The 18,548-nt window shown below is 59.7% G+C and carries 17 protein-coding genes; 11 read left to right on the forward strand and 6 right to left on the reverse strand.

Annotation, left to right across the window (positions count from 1 at the left end; genetic code table 11):
* Positions 1-107 precede the first annotated feature (107 nt).
* From ACM6IQ_RS16085 to ACM6IQ_RS16100, 4 genes are all read left to right on the forward strand, one after another.
* Positions 108-509, forward strand: coding sequence for a PaaI family thioesterase (locus tag ACM6IQ_RS16085; RefSeq protein WP_017338232.1), 402 nt, complete (start codon positions 108-110; stop codon positions 507-509).
* Between the two features lie 57 nt (positions 510-566).
* A complete protein-coding gene (locus ACM6IQ_RS16090; protein ID WP_017338231.1) occupies positions 567-1,055 on the forward strand; it encodes a GFA family protein in 489 nt (162 codons plus the stop codon).
* Between the two features lie 99 nt (positions 1,056-1,154).
* Positions 1,155-3,404 carry a TonB-dependent siderophore receptor gene (locus ACM6IQ_RS16095; protein WP_414879305.1) on the forward strand — a complete coding sequence of 750 codons (2,250 nt, stop codon included), beginning with the start codon at positions 1,155-1,157 and terminating at the stop codon, positions 3,402-3,404.
* Between the two features lie 302 nt (positions 3,405-3,706).
* Positions 3,707-4,495 (forward strand): MipA/OmpV family protein, encoded by a 789-nt coding sequence (locus tag ACM6IQ_RS16100; protein WP_414879306.1) that lies wholly within the window; start codon positions 3,707-3,709, stop codon positions 4,493-4,495.
* 120 nt (positions 4,496-4,615) lie between these two features.
* Here ACM6IQ_RS16100 and ACM6IQ_RS16105 read toward each other — a convergent pair whose 3' ends face one another.
* From ACM6IQ_RS16105 to ACM6IQ_RS16115, 3 genes are all read right to left on the reverse strand, one after another.
* Positions 4,616-5,902, reverse strand: a complete 1,287-nt coding sequence (locus ACM6IQ_RS16105) for an ATP-binding protein (RefSeq protein ID WP_414879307.1) — start codon at positions 5,900-5,902, stop codon at positions 4,616-4,618.
* Positions 5,903-6,610, reverse strand: coding sequence for a winged helix-turn-helix domain-containing protein (locus ACM6IQ_RS16110; protein ID WP_017339417.1), 708 nt, complete (start codon positions 6,608-6,610; stop codon positions 5,903-5,905).
* A gap of 243 nt (positions 6,611-6,853) precedes the next feature.
* A complete protein-coding gene (locus tag ACM6IQ_RS16115; protein WP_414879308.1) occupies positions 6,854-7,462 on the reverse strand; it encodes a tRNA-(ms[2]io[6]A)-hydroxylase in 609 nt (202 codons plus the stop codon).
* Positions 7,463-7,622: 160 nt separating this feature from the next.
* On the opposite strand from ACM6IQ_RS16115, the gene ACM6IQ_RS16120 reads away from it, so the two are divergent.
* On the forward strand, positions 7,623-8,486 hold the full coding sequence (locus ACM6IQ_RS16120) for a universal stress protein (RefSeq protein ID WP_017339419.1): 864 nt from the start codon (positions 7,623-7,625) through the stop codon (positions 8,484-8,486).
* Between the two features lie 147 nt (positions 8,487-8,633).
* On the opposite strand, the gene ACM6IQ_RS16125 is transcribed toward ACM6IQ_RS16120, so the two are convergent.
* On the reverse strand, positions 8,634-9,104 hold the full coding sequence (locus ACM6IQ_RS16125) for a DUF1289 domain-containing protein (RefSeq protein WP_017339420.1): 471 nt from the start codon (positions 9,102-9,104) through the stop codon (positions 8,634-8,636).
* A gap of 567 nt (positions 9,105-9,671) precedes the next feature.
* On the opposite strand from ACM6IQ_RS16125, the gene acnB reads away from it, so the two are divergent.
* Positions 9,672-12,281 carry a bifunctional aconitate hydratase 2/2-methylisocitrate dehydratase gene (gene acnB, locus ACM6IQ_RS16130; RefSeq protein WP_017339421.1) on the forward strand — a complete coding sequence of 870 codons (2,610 nt, stop codon included), beginning with the start codon at positions 9,672-9,674 and terminating at the stop codon, positions 12,279-12,281.
* Positions 12,282-12,434: 153 nt separating this feature from the next.
* On the opposite strand, the gene ACM6IQ_RS16135 is transcribed toward acnB, so the two are convergent.
* On the reverse strand, positions 12,435-13,715 hold the full coding sequence (locus tag ACM6IQ_RS16135; protein ID WP_414879309.1) for a serine/threonine transporter: 1,281 nt from the start codon (positions 13,713-13,715) through the stop codon (positions 12,435-12,437).
* Positions 13,716-14,016: 301 nt separating this feature from the next.
* Here ACM6IQ_RS16135 and ACM6IQ_RS16140 point away from each other — a divergent pair, with 301 nt between their 5' ends.
* The 5 genes from ACM6IQ_RS16140 to ACM6IQ_RS16160 all read left to right on the forward strand — a co-directional run bounded on the left by ACM6IQ_RS16140 (position 14,017) and on the right by ACM6IQ_RS16160 (position 18,128).
* Positions 14,017-14,400 (forward strand): tautomerase family protein, encoded by a 384-nt coding sequence (locus tag ACM6IQ_RS16140; RefSeq protein ID WP_017339423.1) that lies wholly within the window; start codon positions 14,017-14,019, stop codon positions 14,398-14,400.
* A 30-nt stretch (positions 14,401-14,430) separates the two neighbouring features.
* On the forward strand, positions 14,431-15,015 hold the full coding sequence (locus ACM6IQ_RS16145; protein WP_414879310.1) for a TetR/AcrR family transcriptional regulator: 585 nt from the start codon (positions 14,431-14,433) through the stop codon (positions 15,013-15,015).
* A gap of 112 nt (positions 15,016-15,127) precedes the next feature.
* Positions 15,128-16,111 carry a 2-hydroxyacid dehydrogenase gene (locus ACM6IQ_RS16150; RefSeq protein WP_414879311.1) on the forward strand — a complete coding sequence of 328 codons (984 nt, stop codon included), beginning with the start codon at positions 15,128-15,130 and terminating at the stop codon, positions 16,109-16,111.
* A gap of 143 nt (positions 16,112-16,254) precedes the next feature.
* A complete protein-coding gene (locus tag ACM6IQ_RS16155; RefSeq protein WP_017339426.1) occupies positions 16,255-17,322 on the forward strand; it encodes a phosphotransferase family protein in 1,068 nt (355 codons plus the stop codon).
* A gap of 38 nt (positions 17,323-17,360) precedes the next feature.
* The gene (locus ACM6IQ_RS16160; RefSeq protein WP_017339427.1) at positions 17,361-18,128 is read left to right on the forward strand and encodes an SDR family oxidoreductase; all 768 of its coding nucleotides are present in this window, start codon (positions 17,361-17,363) and stop codon (positions 18,126-18,128) included.
* Positions 18,129-18,219: 91 nt separating this feature from the next.
* On the opposite strand, the gene ACM6IQ_RS16165 is transcribed toward ACM6IQ_RS16160, so the two are convergent.
* The coding region (locus tag ACM6IQ_RS16165) for a hypothetical protein (RefSeq protein ID WP_414879312.1) at positions 18,220-18,548 on the reverse strand (329 nt) is incomplete at its 5' end.

Genomic DNA, 18,548 nt, shown 5'->3' on the forward strand with positions numbered 1-18,548 from the left:
AGGCCTGAATATTCACCATCAATCCACCGGCCCATCACCCTCCTTTATCCACCATGACATCCCCCGGAACCCGGCGCATGTTGATGCCTCAACCGGAGGGATTCGCCATGCTTGATGCACTCAAAAAGATCAATTCAACGTCCGCCTTCAACCGCTGGGCCGGTTTCGACGTCACTCGCGCCGAGCCCGGCGAGGTGGAACTGACCATGGCTTTTCGCGAGACTGACATGGCGCAATACGCTGGCTTCCTGCATGCCGGCCTGATCGGCGCGCTGCTCGATACCGCCTGTGGGTTTGCGGCCGGAACGGTCGCTGGCAATGTCCTGGCGGCGCATTTTTCGGTGAATTGCCTGGCGCCCGCCATCGGTGAAGTGTTCATTGCGCGCGGCCAGGTGGTGAAGGCCGGGAAGAAACAGGTGTTTGCCCGCGCCGAACTGTTCGCACAAACCGGAGATCAGTTGAAGCTGGTGGCAACCGGCGATGCGATCCTGGTGCCGATCCAGCAGTGAACCACCGGTTTTCGGGGCGGTCAGGGAAGTAACAGCCAATCTTTTGGAGGTTATTCCATGCAACTCGAAGGCTCGTGCCATTGCGGCGCCGTGTCGTTCAGTCTGAACAGCGCCCACCCCTACCCTTATCAACGTTGCTACTGCTCGATCTGCCGCAAGACCCAGGGCGGCGGCGGTTACTCGGTCAACATCGCCGGTGATGCCGCCAGCCTCAAGGTGCGCGGTCGCAAATCCATTGCGATCTATCACGCGCGACTCAAGGACGAAGGCGACAAACGCGCCCACCGCAGCACGGCAGAGCGGCACTTCTGCTCGGTCTGTGGCTCGGGGTTGTGGCTGTTCAGCCCTGAATGGCCAGAGCTGATCCACCCGTTCGCCTCGGCCATCGACACCGCGCTACCTGTGCCACCCGAATACACGCACGTGATGCTTGGCTCGAAAGCGCCGTGGGTGGAGGTTGCGCCGCATCACGGTGATCGGCAGTGCGAAACCTGGCCCGAGGAATCCATCGCGCAGTGGCATGAGCGCCTGGATGTGGTCCGCTAGCTCATTTTTTTGCACACGGCAGTTCCCCTTTGCGTTTTTCGTTCGGTTAACCCTCAGAAGCCTTTCACTTACCGAACGATTCGATACAAAGGGATTTCCATGTCGCACCCACTTGCCACCCGTTTTCGTTTTGCCCTGTGCCCCCTGGCACTGGCCCTGCCAGCCGCGCTGCTGAGCCTTTCCTGCAACGCCCACGCCGCCGAAACGGTGGAAAGCAAACCGGCGCCCAAAGACGACGGCGCGCTGCAACTGGGTGCGACGAGTATTTCTGCCGTAGGCTTGGGCGCGACCACCGAGGACACCCATTCCTACACCACGGGCTCAACGTCCTCGGCCACCGGCCTGGCCTTGTCGCCCCGTGAAACGCCGCAATCGGTCACCGTGGTCACCCGTCAGCAAATGGACGATCGCGGCGTGCAGAGTGTCAGCGACGCGTTGCGCAATGCCCCCGGCGTGTCGACGCAAAAATACGACAGTGACCGTACCGAGTTTTCCGCCCGCGGTTTTGCCATCACCAACTTCCAGTACGACGGGGTCAACCAGCCGTACGACGGGGTCTACGGAGAGAACCCGAACAACAGCGATGACGCGGCCAGCCTCGACCGCATCGAAATCGTCAAGGGTTCGACCGGCCTGATGACGGGTTCGGGCGACCCGTCCGCCACCGTCAACCTGATTCGCAAGAAGCCGACCAAGGAATTCAAGGCCTCGATCAGCGGCACCGTCGGTTCGTGGGACAGCTACCGCACCACCGGCGATATTTCCGGTCCGCTGAACGATACCGGCAGTGTGCGCGGCCGCTTCGTCGGTTCGTACCAGGACAAGCATTCCTACATCGATCACTACAGCCAGAAGAAAGACCTGTTTTACGGCATCCTCGAAGCGGACCTGTCGGACGACACCCTGCTGACCTTCGGCATCGACAAGTCCAGCGCCACCCCACGCGGCACCTCCTGGACCGGTAATACGGTGTACTTCGCCGACGGCGGCCGCACCGACTTCTCGCGCAGCTTCAACCCGGGCGCCGACTGGAGCCGTCGTGATTTCGACACGGTCACCTACTTCACGTCGCTAGAGCAGGCCCTGGCCAATGACTGGAAACTCAAGGTCAATCTCAACCAGAAAACCACCGATCACGATACGCGCCTGGCCTCGGCCAGCGGCGGCGCACCGGACCGCGCCACCGGTGAAGGCATGTTCCTTTACTGGGGCCGCTGGGAAGGTCATCGCGTGCAAAACACGGCGGACGTGAACGTGTCCGGGCCCTTCACCCTGGGCGGTCGCGAGCACGAACTGGTGGCCGGTTTCATGACGTCCCATGCCCGCCAGACCGGCGCGACGTTCGACAGCGTTATCCCCGGTGCCGGAAATGTCCCTGGCAGCATTTATGACTGGAACGGCGACCTGCCGGAACAGGATTTCCCGAAAAACGGCAAGTACGAGCGCACCACCAGTCAGAACGGTGCTTACCTGGCCACGCGCCTGCGCCCGACCGACGACCTGTCGATCATCCTCGGCAGCCGCGTGAGCACCTTCAAGTACAACGAGGATTACAGCTACTACCCGGGCGCCGGCCAGACCGACACCCAGACCAGCTACAAGGAACACGGCGTCGTCACCCCTTACGCCGGTGTGATCTATGACCTGGATGACACGTATTCGGTCTACGCCAGCTACACCAACATCTACCAGCCGCAGACCTACAAGGACGCCGCCGGTTCGACCCTGAAGCCGGTTGAAGGCAACAGCTACGAGACCGGTCTGAAAGCGGCGTACCTCGAAGGCAAACTGAACGCCAGCCTGGCCTTCTTCCGCATCGAGCAGGAGAACGTCGCCCAATACGTCACCACCGACACCACCGGGCAGGACGTTTACGAAGCCATCCCCGGCGCCACCACCAAAGGCGTGGAGCTGGAACTGGCGGGCGAACTGTCCGATGGCTGGAACCTGTCGGCCGGCTATACCTATGCCCGTACCCGCGACAAGGACGAGCAACGGATCTACGGTTTCCCGCTGGCCACCACCAAACCGGAACACGTCGTGCGTACGTTCACCACCTACCGCTTGCCTGGCGCACTGGACAAGGTCACCGTCGGTGGCGGCGTCAGTTGGCAGAGCGCGTTCTACGGCCAGAGCTTCAGCCCGACCGAGGGCAGCACCTCGCTCAAACAAGGCGGCTACACCCTCGTCGACCTGATGACCCGTTATCAGTACAACGAACACCTGAGCTTCACCGCCAACGCCAACAACGTCTTCGACAAGAAGTACCTGACGGGCCTGGGCAACTTCGGTACGACGTTCTACGGCGAGCCGCGCAACCTGATGCTGACCACCAAGTGGGATTTCTAAGCTGAGGTCACTCTGAACTGTGGTGTGACACTGAGGCCAGGCACCGCCCCTGCGGCTAAACACTGACCCTGTGGCGAGGGAGCTTGCTCCCGCTGGACTGCGCAGCAGACCCATTTTTTGGCGCCGCTCCGCGCCCCAGCGGGAGCAAGCTCCCTCGCCACAACAAGCTCCCTGGCCACAGGTTGCTCGCTGTACGGTCAGCTCCGTTCACAGTCTTTGACAGTTTCCCGACAAAGCTGTCAAAGATTGCCCGCCGGCACCCGCCTAGCATGGGCGCATCCAATCTCCCCTCGGGTGCTCCCATGTTTCGTTCGCTGTCGCTGTCGCTCACTTCATTCTGTCTGTTCCTGCCCTTCCATTCCGTGCATGCCGAAGACTGGCGCTACAGCCTGCGGGCCAGCGCTGCCAGTGTGCCGCGTTACAGCGGCAGCGATGATCGCGTCGTGGCGCCGCTGTTGGGTGGAAAAATCGTCAGCCCTTACGGTGTCTTTCTCGACACTGAAAAGGGTCTGGGCTGGGCCTTTGATGAGGATGACTACGGCCTCAGCGTGTACGTCGGCGCCAGCGATGTGCGCAAGGATCGCAAGACCGGGTTCAAAGGTTCGGACGAGCTGGACGGCATGGGCTCGATCAAGTCCCGCCCGGTGCTGGGGCTCGACGGCTCGTATCACATGGGGCCGATCATTCTCGGCGCGAGTTTTGAACATGCGCTGGAAAAGGACGATGACGATGAGGACACGGGTTCAGCCTGGAATCGCTTGAAACTGAGCATCAGCGCGCCGTTTTACGAAGGTGAGCATGGCAAGGTCGTCGGCAGCCTCAACAGTCAGTTTGGCGACGGCGATTACATGCGCACCTGGTACGGCGTCAGCGCGGGTCAGGCGTCGCGCACTCAGTTTCGGGCGTATGACGCTCATGGCGGGCTGGTGAGTCGCGGGGCGGATTTGACCTGGTCGTTGCCGGTCAATGATCAATGGAATGTGTCGACGGTGCTGGCGGTGCAGTATCTGGCCAAAGAGGCCGCGGACAGCCCGATTGTCGAGCGGCGGATGCAGACATCCTTGGCTGGCCAGGTGGTGTACAGCTTTTGATTTGAGGTGATGCGGATGACGCCATCGCGAGCAGGCTCGCTCCCACATTGGATCTATGTCGTTTACAAATCCAATGTGGGAGCGAGCCTGCTCGCGATGGCGTACGCAAGAACGCCACAATTAATCCTGATGCGCCCACGTCATACGAAACGAAGCCCCACCCCACGGCGAATCCGCCACTTCCACCTGCCCGCCATGGGACTGCGACACCCGCCGGACCAGCGCCAGGCCCAAACCGAAACCACCCGTGCGGCGATCACGGCTGGCGTCCAGGCGCGAAAACGGCTCGAAGATTTTCTCCCGTCCGGCCATCGGCACGCCTGGCCCATCGTCATTGACCTGAACTTCGTAATGATCGCCGGTGCGCACCAACGACACTTCCACCCGCGCCTCGGCATAGCGAATGGCATTGCGCAGCAGGTTGATCACCGCCCGCGCCATGAAGCGTGGCTCGATGCGCACCTCATCGACCCGACACTCGACAATCAGCAGCTGCACCCCGGCCGCCTCGGCCTCCAGCGCCACGCTGCCGACCACGCTGTCGAGCCAACTGTTGGCCTGGATATTTTCTCGCGTGATCACCGTGGCACCGCGCTCGAGGCTGGCGTAGGTCAGCAGTTCCGACACCATCTCCTCCAGCTCGCCGAGGTCGGCGTACATGTCGGCAATCAGCTCGCGGTTCCGGGTCGGGTCGGGTTGTTGCTTGAGCTGGTCAAGCTCGAACGACAGTCGCGCAATGGGCGTGCGCAACTCATGGGACACCGCGTTGGTCAGCTCGCGCTGATTGGCGATCAGGCCTTCGATACGCGCGGCCATCAGGTTGAAGTGTTCGGACAGGTCGCGGATGTTCGAGCGCTTTGACAGCTGGATACGCGACGACAAGTCGTTATCGCCGAAACGCTCGGCGGCCAGGCGCAGTTTTTCCAGATCTCGCCAGTGTGGACGCACCCAGAAAATCAACACCAGACCGATCATCACCGCAATCATCAAATAGGCCGTGGCAATGTAGAACGGCATCAGGCTCGGCTCGGCCGGCAGCTTGATGCTGAGCAGTTGGGAGCCGTCGTCAATGCGCGAGATGAACTGCGTGTACTTGTCGCGAAGTACCAGCTGGCCTTGGGCCAACTCGGCGTTCTCCTGATCGGTCAGGGCCAGTTGAGCGCTTTCGACCAGGCTCAGGCCCAAACCATAGTGAGGGCGCACGGCTTCCAGTTGGCGTTCCCGGTCCTCATTGTCGAGGCCGCGCAATTGCTCCACCAGCGACCAGGCCTGACCACGCACCGCCTCTCGGTTGTAACTTTGCATCTGACCGTCGAGCAGCGCATCGAACGTGCGCTCGACGGTTTGCAGCCCCAGGACCAGGCCAACCGTCATCACCAGAAACAGCCCGAGAAATAACCGCAGCATTTACAGCTCCCACGCGAACGGATTGAACAGGTAACCCTTGCCCCAGATGGTCTTGATGCACACCGGTTCGCGAGGGTTGTCCTTGAGCTTGCCGCGCAACTTGCTGATGTAAACGTCGACGCTGCGGTTGAGCCCATCGAAAGCGATGCCGCGCATGCGATTGAGTATGTCATCGCGGGACAGAATCTTGCCGGCGGCGCTGGCCAGCAACCACAGCAACTCGAACTCCATGGTGGTCAACTCGATGCCCTCGCCCGCCAGCCGCACTTCGCGACAACTGCGGTCGATACTCAGATGGCCGAACTCCAGCGCGCAGCAAACGCTGCTGTCCGGCGTTTGCCGACGTTGCAACGCGCGCAGGCGAGCCAGCAACACCGGTGGCTTGATCGGCTTGATCACGTAGTCATCAGCGCCGGATTCCAGGCCGAGGATGTGATCGAGGTCGTCTTCCTTGGCGGTGAGGATGACGATCGGCGTGTCGGACACGCTGCGGATCTCGCGGCATACGTGCAGGCCGCTCTGGCCCGGCAGCATCAGGTCGAGTACAACGATTTTCGGTTTGAAGTCGAGGAAAGCCGCCAACGCGAGGTCACCGCGGTGCACCTGCAACACCTCAAAGCCATGTTGGGACAGGAAATGCGCGATCAGCCCGGAGAGCCTCTCATCGTCTTCCACCAGCAATACTTTGCCAAAACCCAGGTTATCCATAACGAACGCTTGCCAACCCTTGAGTGAGTGGTCGGCATTATGGCGCCAATCGGTGACGGGACGGTGATGCCAGGCAGCAAAAACCGGCCTCTTGGGCCGGTTTTCAGTGATCTTTCATACTCTTAAGAGTTTTTAACAATTCACGTGCAAAGATTGCAGTCTCGTTCCACTCGACAGCGCCTACAGGAAATGCGCTCCAATGCAGGAGCTGTCGAGTGAAACGAGGCGACGCTCTTTTGATCTTCACGCCGCAGCAGGGACGCCACTGTGAAAGCGGAATTCCACGTCCGGCGACTCGATCAGCTCCTGCTCGGCGGCACGAACCCGGTCAATCACCTGAGCGATATCCTTGGCGTCACCGTACTGATAAGCCAGTTTCAGATACCCCTGGAAATGTCGGGCCTCGCTTTTCAGCAAACCGAAGTAAAACTTGCCCAGCTCTTCGTCCAGATGCGGCACCAGCGCTTCGAAACGCTCGCAGCTGCGGGCTTCGATGAACGCGCCCACCACCAGGGTATCCACCAGTTTGACCGGTTCGTGACTGCGCACCACTTTGCGCAAGCCCGAGGCGTATCGCCCGGCGGACAACTGACGCAGCTCGATCTTGCGCTTTTTCATCAGGCGCATGACCTGTTCGTGATGCACGAGCTCTTCCCGGGCCAGACGCGACATCAGGTTGATCAGGTCGACGTGGGAGTGGTATTTAGCGATCAGGCTCAATGCCGTGCTGGCGGCCTTGAATTCGCAGTTCTTGTGGTCGATCAGCAAGGTTTCCTGATCGGCCAGCGCGGCCCGGACCCAGCCGTCGGTGGTGCGGCAGCCAAGGAACTCGTGAATTTCGGGAAGGATCATGGGGCTCACGGATAAAGGGTTCAAAACGAAGGGCGCCGATTATACCGGCCCGCCGCCAGACCACCAGTCACGACCGTTGATATGCATCAACTCCCCGGTTGCCTCGCAACAACTATAGTTGTGCAACGCCATGCTTTTTTAACCTCTGGAGATCCCGATCATGCAAGCCATTCGCAGCATTCTGGTGGTCATCGAGCCCCAACACTCGGAAAGCCTGGCGCTCAAACGGGCCAAGCTGATTGCCGGCGTGACCCAGGCGCATCTGCATCTGCTGGTCTGTGACCGCAAGCATGACCACAGCGGCATGCTCGGCGTGCTCAAGGCGGCGCTGCTTGAGGACGGCTACAGCGTCACTACAGAGCAGGCGTGGAACGAAAGCCTGCACGAAACCATTGTCGATGTGCAGCAGGCGGAAGGTTGCGGGTTGGTGATCAAACAGCATTATCCCGACAGCTCGTTGAAAAAAGCCCTGCTGACCCCGGCGGACTGGAAACTGCTGCGCTTTTGCCCGACGCCGGTGCTGCTGGTCAAAACCTCGAAGCCCTGGACGGGCGGCGTGATTCTGGCGGCGATCGACGTCGGCAATACCGATAACGAACACCGCCACCTGCACAACACCATCATCGATTACGGTTATGACATTGCCAGTCTGGCCAAGGCGCATCTGCATGTGGTCAGCGCCCATCCGTCACCGATGCTGTCGGCGGCCGACCCGACGTTGCAGCTGAGTGAAACGATCGAGGCGCGTTATCGTGACCAGTGCAAGGCGTTTCAGGCCGAATTCGACATTGATGATGAGCACCTGCATATCGCGGAAGGTCCGGCGGATGTGTTGATTCCGTACATGGTGCACAAGCTGGGTGCGGCGGTGACGGTGATTGGCACCGTGGCGCGGTCCGGTTTGTCCGGGGCGTTGATCGGGAATACGGCGGAAGTGGTGCTGGATGCAGTGGAGAGTGATGTGCTGGTGCTGAAAACGCTGGAGATTGAGGACCATCTGCAGGAGATCGTGTCTCATCATTGAGACTTGCGGTGCTTTTGTGGCGAGGGAGCTTGCTCCCGCCGGGTTGCGAAGCGACCCCAATTCGTACGACGCGGTGTTATCAGGTAATACTCGCCAGCCGATTTGCGACTGCTGCGCAGTCGAGCGGGAGCGCCACAGGACTGAGAGTCAGCCGCCGAAGGCGTCCTTGAGGAAGCCCGGCGCAATGTAGCGCTGGTAATGCGCTTCAGAGAGCAAAAAGAATTCCCGATCAATCGCATCCCGCAGCTCCGGCAGGTTCCACTCGCGAAACTCCGGCAGCAGGACCATTCCGTAGGCGTCCAGATTGTTGATCACCCGCGCCCCGCGAGCGATCAACTGATAGGCCCAGCAATATTCCGACTGATGCGGCACGAAGCGGATCTTGCGCTGTTCCAGCTGCATTCTGAGCAGCGCCGGATCAAAAATTTCTACCTTGCCGGCCATCACCTGGGACAACAGCTGTTCGAGACGCAGCCATACCGCGCGTTTTTCTTCCTCGTTGTAACCGTTCCAGTGGATCACTTCATGGTGGAAACGCTTGCAGCCACGGCAGACCAAGTCACCGTAAACAGTGGAACAGAGGCCGACGCAGGGGGTCTTGATGGTCTGATTGGGCATAGATAAGAAAAACACGGGAAAGCAGAACAGGCCGGCATGTTAGCCCTTTGTCTGACATTCATCACCCCTCAAAGTGAAAGGGCTGAGGGTCTCTTGGACTTTGGTGCCGGCCGCGTTGCGCGCCTACGTGCGCGAGGCGGCGTTGCGGAATTTGCCAAGGGAACAACCATTAGCGGCATCCCCCGCCTTGCCTTGCACACGCAGGCACACATCGCGACTCGCCACCAAAGTCCAATAGCCCCTCACTTACCTTTAAATTTTTTTTGCCGTAGAATCAGCCAGCCTTTTAAGGCGCCAATGTCCGTTAGAAGCTGTTTTCAAAGCGTCACGAGCACAGTCGTTCCTTCAGAGCGGTGTTGGCGAAGGGTTTTTCCAGCGGGGAAAAGCTCTACGCCAACCCTCATCAGCTCCCCGTTCTGCAGGCGTAAAACTTTGAAAGCAGCTTCTGTAAGGAATTGTCGGTAATTCTGGCTAAGTGGCCCACAACGCCACGCAGCGCATGAGTACGGCAATTTCGGGATGAGCGTCCCGGACACCCATTTGGGACCACTGATGAGGGTAATAACTGTGCTTGAAGCCTACCGCAAACATATCGAAGAGCGTGCAGCACTGGGTATCGTTCCCCAGCCGCTTAACGCCGAACAAACTGCAGGCCTGGTCGAGCTGCTGAAGAATCCCCCGGCTGGCGAAGAAGCTTTCCTCGTTGACCTGATCACCAATCGCATTCCACCTGGCGTGGACGAAGCGGCCTATGTAAAGGCCGGTTTCCTGTCTGCCCTGGCCAAAGGCGAAGCCACCTCCCCTCTGATCGACAAGAAGCGCGCTGTTGAACTGCTCGGCACCATGCAGGGCGGCTACAACATCGTGACCCTGGTTGACCTGCTCGACAGCGCCGAACTGGCTCCTGTTGCCGCCGCTCAACTCAAGCACACCCTGCTGATGTTCGATGCGTTCCACGACGTCGCGGAAAAAGCCCGTAACGGCAACGAACACGCCAAAGGCGTGATTCAGTCCTGGGCTGACGGCGAGTGGTTCCGCAACCGCCCGGTCCTGGCCGACAAGATCAGCCTGCGCGTGTTCAAGGTCACCGGCGAAACCAACACCGACGACCTGTCCCCTGCCCCGGACGCCTGGTCCCGCCCGGACATCCCGCTGCACGCCCTCGCCATGCTGAAAATGGCCCGTGACGGCATCGTTCCGGACGTCCAGGGCGTTACCGGCCCGATGAAGCAGATCGAAGAAATGCGCGGCCAAGGCTTCCCTATCGCTTACGTCGGTGACGTGGTCGGTACCGGTTCTTCGCGTAAATCCGCCACCAACTCGGTGCTGTGGTTCTTCGGCGACGACGTTCCTTACGTGCCGAACAAGCGTGCTGGCGGCTTCTGCTTCGGCAGCAAGATCGCTCCGATCTTCTACAACACCATGGAAGATGCCGGCGCACTGCCGATCGAATTCGACGTCACCAACATGAACATGGGCGACGTGATCGACCTGTATCCGCATGCTGGCAAAGTCTGCAAACACGGCACTGACGAAGTCCTGACCACCTTCGAAATGAAGACCCCGGTCCTGTTGGACGAAGTTCGTGCCGGCGGCCGTATCCCGCTGATCATCGGTCGCGGCCTGACCGACAAGGCGCGTGCCGAATTGGGCCTGGGCCCTACCGATCTGTTCAAACTGCCTGAAGCACCTGTCGACACCGGCAAGGGCTACACCCTGGCACAGAAAATGGTCGGCAAGGCGTGCGGTCTGCCAGAAGGCAAAGGCGTTCGTCCTGGCACCTACTGCGAACCGAAAATGACCACCGTCGGCTCTCAGGACACCACTGGTCCTATGACCCGTGACGAACTGAAAGACCTGGCGTGCCTGGGCTTCTCGACCGATCTGGTGATGCAGTCTTTCTGCCACACCGCGGCCTACCCTAAGCCGATCGACGTGACCACCCACCACACCCTGCCAGACTTCATCATGACCCGCGGCGGTGTTTCCCTGCGTCCGGGCGACGGCATCATCCACAGCTGGCTGAACCGCATGCTGCTGCCGGACACCGTCGGTACCGGTGGTGACTCGCACACCCGTTTCCCGATGGGCATTTCGTTCCCGGCCGGTTCCGGTCTGGTTGCGTTCGCCGCAGCCACCGGCGTCATGCCGCTGGACATGCCGGAATCGATCCTGGTGCGCTTCAAAGGCAAAATGCAACCGGGCGTCACCCTGCGTGACCTGGTTCACGCCATTCCTTACTTCGCGATCCAGGCTGGCCTGCTGACCGTTGAGAAGAAAGGCAAGAAGAACGCGTTCTCCGGCCGCATCCTGGAAATCGAAGGCCTGGACAACCTGAGCATCGAGCAGGCTTTCGAGCTGTCCGACGCCTCGGCCGAACGTTCGGCTGCCGGTTGCACCATCAAGCTGTCGAAAGAGTCGATCACCGAGTACCTGAACTCCAACATCACCCTGCTGCGCTGGATGATCGGCGAAGGCTACGGCGATGCGCGTACCCTGGAACGTCGTGCTCAAGCGATGGAAGCCTGGGTTGCCAACCCTGAGTTGATGGTTGCCGATGCTGACGCCGAATACGCCGAAGTCATCGAAATCGACCTGGCCGACATCAAAGAGCCTGTGCTCTGCGCGCCGAACGATCCGGACGACGCCCGTCTGCTGTCCAGCGTTGCTGGCGAGAAGATCGACGAAGTGTTCATCGGTTCGTGCATGACCAACATCGGACACTTCCGCGCTGCCGGCAAGTTGCTGGATCAGGTCAAGGGTCAGCTTCCAACCCGTCTGTGGCTGTCGCCGCCGACCAAAATGGATGCTCACCAGCTGACCGAAGAAGGCTACTACGGCATCTACGGCAAGGCCGGCGCACGCATGGAAATGCCGGGCTGCTCGCTGTGCATGGGTAACCAGGCACGTGTAGAGCCGAACTCCACTGTGGTGTCGACGTCGACCCGTAACTTCCCGAACCGTCTGGGTGACGGCGCGAACGTTTACCTGGCTTCGGCTGAGTTGGCGTCCGTTGCTTCCATCCTGGGTCGCCTGCCGACCGTCGAGGAGTACATGGAATACGCTGGCAAGATCGACAGCATGGCGGCTGATGTCTACCGCTACCTGTCCTTCGACCAGATCGCCGAGTTCCGTGAGGCTGCTGCGAACGCCAATATCCCGGTCGTTCAAGCCTAACGTTACAACGCTGTAGAAAACGCCGCCCATCGTGAGATGTGCGGCGTTTTTTTATGGCTGGATGATTGGGGTTTCGTGTACATGTCCGCTCAAAAAAAAACGGCCAACCCGCAATGCGGATCAGCCGTCATCAAATCAAACGAGCAGCACCAATCAGGCACTCAGCGAATAAATCAACGCCGAAATAGCCACCAAACCCACCGCCGTCACAAACACATTGGACGCCTGACCACGATAGCGCGCCATCGCCGGCACCTTGCGAATCGCGTACATCGGCATCAGGAACAGAATCGCCGCGATGATCGGGCCACCCAGGGTTTCAATCATCCCCAGAATGCTCGGGTTCAGCGTGGCCACGATCCAGCACACCACCAGCATGAACGCCGCGGTCATGCGATCCAGCGTCTTGGGTGCCGGACGCTTGCCGCTCTTCACAATCAGCCCCTTCAGGCCTTCACTGGCACCGATGTAGTGCCCCAGGAACGACTTGGAAATCGCCACGAACGCAATCAACGGCGCAGCGAAGGCGATGGTCGGGTTGCTGAAGTGATTAGCCAGGTACGACAGGATCGACAGGTTCTGCGCCTTCGCTTCCGCCAGTTGCGCCGGGGACAGGGTCAGCACGCAGCTGAACACGAAGAACAGCACCATCACCACCATCAACACGTGCGCGCGGGACAGGATCTGCGAGCTGCGCTCCTCGGCGTGATCACCGTAGCGACGCTTCTGGTCCACCGCGAACGCCGAGATGATCGGCGAATGGTTGAACGAGAACACCATCACCGGAATCGCCAGCCACAACGTGTTCAACAGCGCCGACGGCTCAGGCAGCGTCGATGCAGTGGTCAGGATGCCGCCATTCCAGTGCGGAACCAGGAACACTGCCAGGAACAGCAACGCCACGATAAACGGATACACCATCAGGCTCATGGCCTTGACGATCACCTGCTCACCGCAACGCACCACCGCCAGCAGGCCGAGGATCAGCACGAACGACAATACGGCGCGCGGTGGCGGCATGATGTGCAGTTGGTGCTCAAGGAAACTGCCGACGGTGTTGGTCAGGGCCACGCTGTAGATCAGCAGGATCGGAAAGATCGCGAAGAAGTACAGCAGGGTGATCAGCGCACCGGCCTTGATGCCGAAGTGTTCTTCCACCACTTCGGTGATGTCCGCCCCTTCTCGTCCGGACAATACGAAACGTGTCAGGCCACGGTGTGCGTAAAAAGTCATGGGGAATGCCAGCAGCGCCAGGAACAGCAACGGCCAGAAACCGCCCAAGCCTGCATTGATCGGCAAAAACAGCGTACCGGCCCCGATGGCCGTGCCAAACAGGCCGAGCATCCAGGTGGTGTCGTGGCGGTTCCAGCCTTCAAGGCTGACAGGTTTCGCCGCTACATAGCGTTCGTTGACACTATTGGCCTGATCATTCATCCGGTGGGATCTCCACATTCCGGTCAGTTGCTACCCGGTCAGGACGAGTCGGAAAAATCCGACAGGCAGCGCCCTGGCCGAAACAGGGGCGCGATTGTCCGGGATTAATTAGCAGAAGCAAAGACTTAGGTGAGGAATGGTTGTACGGGTCAGATAATAGTGGACGACATAAACCCTGTGGGATTTGGACTGCCTTCGAGATTTGCTTGACTGCGTTTCATCGCCAGACAAAAAATCCTGCTTGATAAAGGTTGTTCGTCATGTATTTTTAACTGACCGATATTTCTTCCGGAGTAATGCCATGCCCCTGGTTCGTATCGACATCAAAAAGCATCAGGACCCCACCCACGCCAAACGCATCGGCCAGCTGATTTACGCCGCCATGCACAGCGCCATTGGCGTTCCGGAAAACGATAACTTCCAGATACTCGCCGAACACGATGAGCAGCACTTCATCTTCGATCCGCAATACCTGGGGATCGATCGCTCCGACCAACTGGTGGTGATTCAGATCACCCTGAGCGAAGGCCGAACCGTCGATCAGAAAAAACTGCTCTATAAAACCATCGCCGAGAGCCTGAACGCGGAGCTGGCGGTGCGGCTGGAGGATGTATTCATTAATCTGGTCGAAGTGAAAAAAGAGAACTGGTCGTTCGGCAACGGAATTGCCCAGTACGCCCTATGATCACCAGCCATTTAACATTGTGAGCCGCCAATGCCCCGTGTTTCCCGCAAGCAAGCCGAACTCAACCGCGAAATCATCGTCGAGGCGGCCACGCGCCTGTTTCGCGAACGGGGTCTGCATGGTATCAGCGTGATTGATGTGATGGGGGCGGCGGGCCTGACCCATGGCGGCTTCTATGGGCATTTCGAGTCCAGGGAAGCCCTGGCCCAGGAGGCCAGCGGCCGCGCATTCCAGCAATCGACAGACCGCTGGAAAGACTGGATCGCCGCCAACGAAGACAAGAACGTCGCCCGTCAGGCCTTGATCGGCCCCTACCTGTCGGCCGCCAGCCGCGACAACCCGGGCGATAGCTGCCCGGTGGTGGCGTTTGCCGGTGACATGTGCCACGAAGCCGCCGAAAGCGGCCTGCGCCAGACCTTTATGGAAGGCCTCGGCTCATTGCTCGACACCTTCACCCCCCTGATGGACACCGGCGACAACGCCAGTGATCGTCAACAGGCGCTGGTGCAATACGCCCTCATGGTCGGCGCGCTGACGCTCGCCCGCGCCACCCGTGGCGATGCTTTGTCCGATGAAATCCTGGAGGCTGCGCGCACCTTTCTGACGGCGCCATAACCTGCTGCTGCTGTTCCGCTATGATCATCTGGCAGTGTTGCGATCTTTGATCGTTGCCCATGCGTTTTGAAGCCAGCAATCTCTAGGGATATTCAAGCCACAGGAGCCCAGCATGCCCGCAACCGTTCTGGTACTGGTTGAAACGATCAATGATTACTTGCCGATTCTCGAACATCAGGGCTTTCACCTGATCTTGGCGCCTACCCCCGCCGAGCGGGCCGAGGCCATTTCGACCCACGGCGCGCGTATCGATGCGGTACTGACCCGAGGCCCGCTGGGCCTGTATGCCGATGAAATCGCCGCGCTGCCGGCACTCAAGATCATTTGCGTGATTGGTGCCGGTTACGAACATGTCGACCTGCAGGCCGCAGCCGACCGGGGCCTGACCGTGACCAACGGCGCCGGGGTCAACGCCTCGTCGGTGGCTGACCACGCGATGGCGATGCTGCTTTCAATGGTGCGCGACATCCCCCGTTGCGACGCCGCCGTGCGCCGAGGCGAGTGGCCGAAAATCATGCGCCCTTCCGTGGCCGGCAAACGCCTGGGCATCCTCGGCCTCGGTGCCGTCGGCATGGCCATCGCCAAACGCGCAGCCAACGGTTTTGACATGACCGTCAGTTACCACAACCGCCAGCACCGCAGCGACGTGCCGTACAGCTTCTGCTCGACACCGAGCGAACTGGCCCGCGCATCGGACTTCCTGGTGGTGGCCACGCCCGGCGGGCTCGGCACCCGCAGCCTGATTAACCGTTCGGTGCTGGACGCGTTGGGCCCCAACGGATTCCTCGTCAACATTGCCCGGGCCAGCGTGGTGGTGACCGCCGATCTGATCAGCGCCCTGGAGCAACGACGCATTGCCGGCGCAGCACTGGATGTCTTCGATCATGAACCGCATGTGCCTGATGCGTTGAAGTCACTGAGTAACGTGATTCTCACGCCCCACGTTGCCGGGCTGTCACCCGAAGCAACCCGGGGCACCGTCGAGCTGGTCGGGCGTAACCTGATGGCCTTCTTTTCCGGCCAACCGGTACTCACTCCCATCGACCTGCCGGCGTCGGCATCGGTGACGCCGCCCGAAAACAAGGCGGTTCTGTAGGGCAATTCAAACAGGTGTATCAAAAGCAATGATTGCCCGGCAACACCCTCACCTATAAGGGCCGATCGTGGTTGTGGGTACGGGGTGTGCGCATTAGATTAGCCAATAGTTTCAGGCCTCCAGAATAAGCAGAAGGGATAAGCATGGCGCTTACTGACCAGTCCACCCGTATCCGCACCGGCGAAGAACTCGATGCCAGCCTGATCGATCCGTACCTCAAGGCCCACATTCCGGGTCTCAGCGGTTTGCCGCAGATCAGCCAGTTCCCCGGCGGTGCGTCGAACCTCACCTACTTGCTGGAATACCCCGAGCAGGAATTCGTCCTGCGTCGGCCGCCGTTCGGTCACAAGGCCAAGTCCGCCCATGACATGGGTCGCGAATTTCGCATCCTCAATCAACTGCGCGACGGTTTTCCCTACTGCCCGAAAGCCTACGTGCACTGCACCGACGAATCGGTGATCGGCGCCGAGTTCTATGTGATGGAACGGGTCAAGGGGATCATCCTGCGCGCCGAACTGCCACCGGAACTGGGCCTGGATTCGGCGAAAACCGAAGCCCTGTGCAAAAGCTTCATCGACAAGTTCGTCGAATTGCACCGGGTCGACTACAAGGCCTATGGCCTGGGCGACCTCGGCAAGCCCGAAGGTTATGTGGCGCGGCAGATCAAAGGTTGGAGCGACCGCTACGAGAAAGCCCTGACCCCGGACGCGCCGAAGTGGGAAGCCGTGAAGGCCTGGCTCAACGACAAGATGCCTGCCGATCACCCGACATCGAGCATCGTCCATAACGACTATCGCTTCGACAACGTGATCCTCGACCCGAACAACCCGATGCAGATCATCGGTGTGCTCGACTGGGAACTCACCACCCTCGGCGACCCGCTGATGGACCTGGGCAACACCCTCGCCTACTGGATCGAAGCCGACGACCCGGCGCCGGTGCAACTGATGCGTCGCCAGCCGAGCCACGCACCGGGCATGCTGACCCGCCGCGAATTCGTCGACTACTACGCCCAGCGTTCGGGCATCCAGATCGACAACTTCGACTTCTACTACACCTACGGCCTGTTCCGCCTGGCCGGCATCGTGCAGCAGATCTACTACCGTTTTTTCCATGGTCAGACCCAGGACAAACGCTTCGCGCAGTTCATTCATATGAACAAGCTGCTGGAGCAGATGAGCCTGCAGGTCATCCAGAAATCCAGCCTCTGATCCAGGCCATCCAATAAGACTTCTCACAAGGGAATCCCATGTCCAAGACTCAGTTGTTCGACCTCGACGGCAAGATCGCTTTCGTCTCCGGCGCCAGCCGTGGCATCGGCGAAGCCATCGCCAAACTGCTGGCCCAGCAAGGCGCCCATGTGATTGTCTCGAGCCGCAAACTCGAGGGCTGCCAGCACGTCGCCGATGCAATCATCGCTGCCGGCGGCAAAGCCACCGCCGTGGCCTGCCACATTGGTGAGATGGAACAGATCAGCCAGGTCTTCGCCGGCATCCGCGAACAGTTCGGCCGTTTGGACATCCTGGTCAACAACGCCGCGACCAATCCGCAGTTCTGCAACGTACTGGACACCGACCTCGGCGCCTTCCAGAAAACCGTCGACGTGAACATCCGCGGCTACTTCTTCATGTCGGTCGAAGCCGGCAAGCTGATGCGCGACAACGGCGGCGGCAGCATCATCAACGTGGCTTCGATCAACGGCATCTCGCCGGGGATCTTCCAGGGCATCTATTCGGTGACCAAGGCTGCGGTGATCAACATGACCAAAGTGTTCGCCAAGGAATGTGCGCAGTTCGGGATTCGTTGCAATGCCCTGTTGCCGGGGCTGACCGACACCAAGTTTGCGTCGGCGCTGGTGAAGAACGAGGCGATTTTGAACACGGCATTGGCACAGATTCCACTGAAACGCGTGGCGGATCCGAGTGAAATGGCGGGGGCGGTGTTGTATCTGGCGAGTGATGCGTCGAGTTATACGACGGGGGTTTCGCTGAATGTGGATGGGGGGTTCTTGTCTTGATTTGATGGTAGGCAGCGCGCCTGGCAATTGATGCGGTCAGAATCTTGCATTGAGAAAAGGAGCTCCAAATGACAGGAGCTCCTTGCCCTTCTTACGCATTAGCAGGAAAAAGTAATAACAGTAACCGAATCATGGAAACACGACCTGTTGCTTCGGTCGTTTTTGCCAAAAGTTCAATGACATGCCTTTCTTTAGGATAATACTTGATCGCCACGGAGCTTCCGCCCCCCCCGGTTGCGTTAGTTGTTCCAAAACCGACTGGGTGATCAGGTGTAATGAACTCGACGTTAACGCCCGCAACCGGAACCCCTTCCTGCGTAGTCACTTGTACCGCAGGCTGAACGCCCCACCCTGCTCCGGGAATCAATTCCGCAGCGAGTACTTCTGTCGGTGGATAAGGCATAAGTATGTCAAGAAATT

Source organism: Pseudomonas sp. IT-P100 (genome assembly GCF_949767185.1).
Classification (GTDB): Bacteria; Pseudomonadota; Gammaproteobacteria; order Pseudomonadales; family Pseudomonadaceae; genus Aquipseudomonas; species Aquipseudomonas fluorescens_B.

What these genes read in the sequence shown, in the direction of transcription:
- ACM6IQ_RS16085 (WP_017338232.1), top strand. Translation starts at nt 108, where the DNA reads ATGCTTGATGCACTCAAAAAGATCAATTCAACGTCCGCCTTCAACCGC.
- ACM6IQ_RS16090 (WP_017338231.1), top strand. Translation starts at nt 567, where the DNA reads ATGCAACTCGAAGGCTCGTGCCATTGCGGCGCCGTGTCGTTCAGTCTG.
- ACM6IQ_RS16095 (WP_414879305.1), top strand. Translation starts at nt 1,155, where the DNA reads ATGTCGCACCCACTTGCCACCCGTTTTCGTTTTGCCCTGTGCCCCCTG.
- ACM6IQ_RS16100 (WP_414879306.1), top strand. Translation starts at nt 3,707, where the DNA reads ATGTTTCGTTCGCTGTCGCTGTCGCTCACTTCATTCTGTCTGTTCCTG.
- ACM6IQ_RS16105 (WP_414879307.1), bottom strand. Translation starts at nt 5,902, where the DNA reads ATGCTGCGGTTATTTCTCGGGCTGTTTCTGGTGATGACGGTTGGCCTG.
- ACM6IQ_RS16110 (WP_017339417.1), bottom strand. Translation starts at nt 6,610, where the DNA reads ATGGATAACCTGGGTTTTGGCAAAGTATTGCTGGTGGAAGACGATGAG.
- ACM6IQ_RS16115 (WP_414879308.1), bottom strand. Translation starts at nt 7,462, where the DNA reads ATGATCCTTCCCGAAATTCACGAGTTCCTTGGCTGCCGCACCACCGAC.
- ACM6IQ_RS16120 (WP_017339419.1), top strand. Translation starts at nt 7,623, where the DNA reads ATGCAAGCCATTCGCAGCATTCTGGTGGTCATCGAGCCCCAACACTCG.
- ACM6IQ_RS16125 (WP_017339420.1), bottom strand. Translation starts at nt 9,104, where the DNA reads ATGCCCAATCAGACCATCAAGACCCCCTGCGTCGGCCTCTGTTCCACT.
- ACM6IQ_RS16135 (WP_414879309.1), bottom strand. Translation starts at nt 13,715, where the DNA reads ATGAATGATCAGGCCAATAGTGTCAACGAACGCTATGTAGCGGCGAAA.
- ACM6IQ_RS16140 (WP_017339423.1), top strand. Translation starts at nt 14,017, where the DNA reads ATGCCCCTGGTTCGTATCGACATCAAAAAGCATCAGGACCCCACCCAC.
- ACM6IQ_RS16145 (WP_414879310.1), top strand. Translation starts at nt 14,431, where the DNA reads ATGCCCCGTGTTTCCCGCAAGCAAGCCGAACTCAACCGCGAAATCATC.
- ACM6IQ_RS16150 (WP_414879311.1), top strand. Translation starts at nt 15,128, where the DNA reads ATGCCCGCAACCGTTCTGGTACTGGTTGAAACGATCAATGATTACTTG.
- ACM6IQ_RS16155 (WP_017339426.1), top strand. Translation starts at nt 16,255, where the DNA reads ATGGCGCTTACTGACCAGTCCACCCGTATCCGCACCGGCGAAGAACTC.
- ACM6IQ_RS16160 (WP_017339427.1), top strand. Translation starts at nt 17,361, where the DNA reads ATGTCCAAGACTCAGTTGTTCGACCTCGACGGCAAGATCGCTTTCGTC.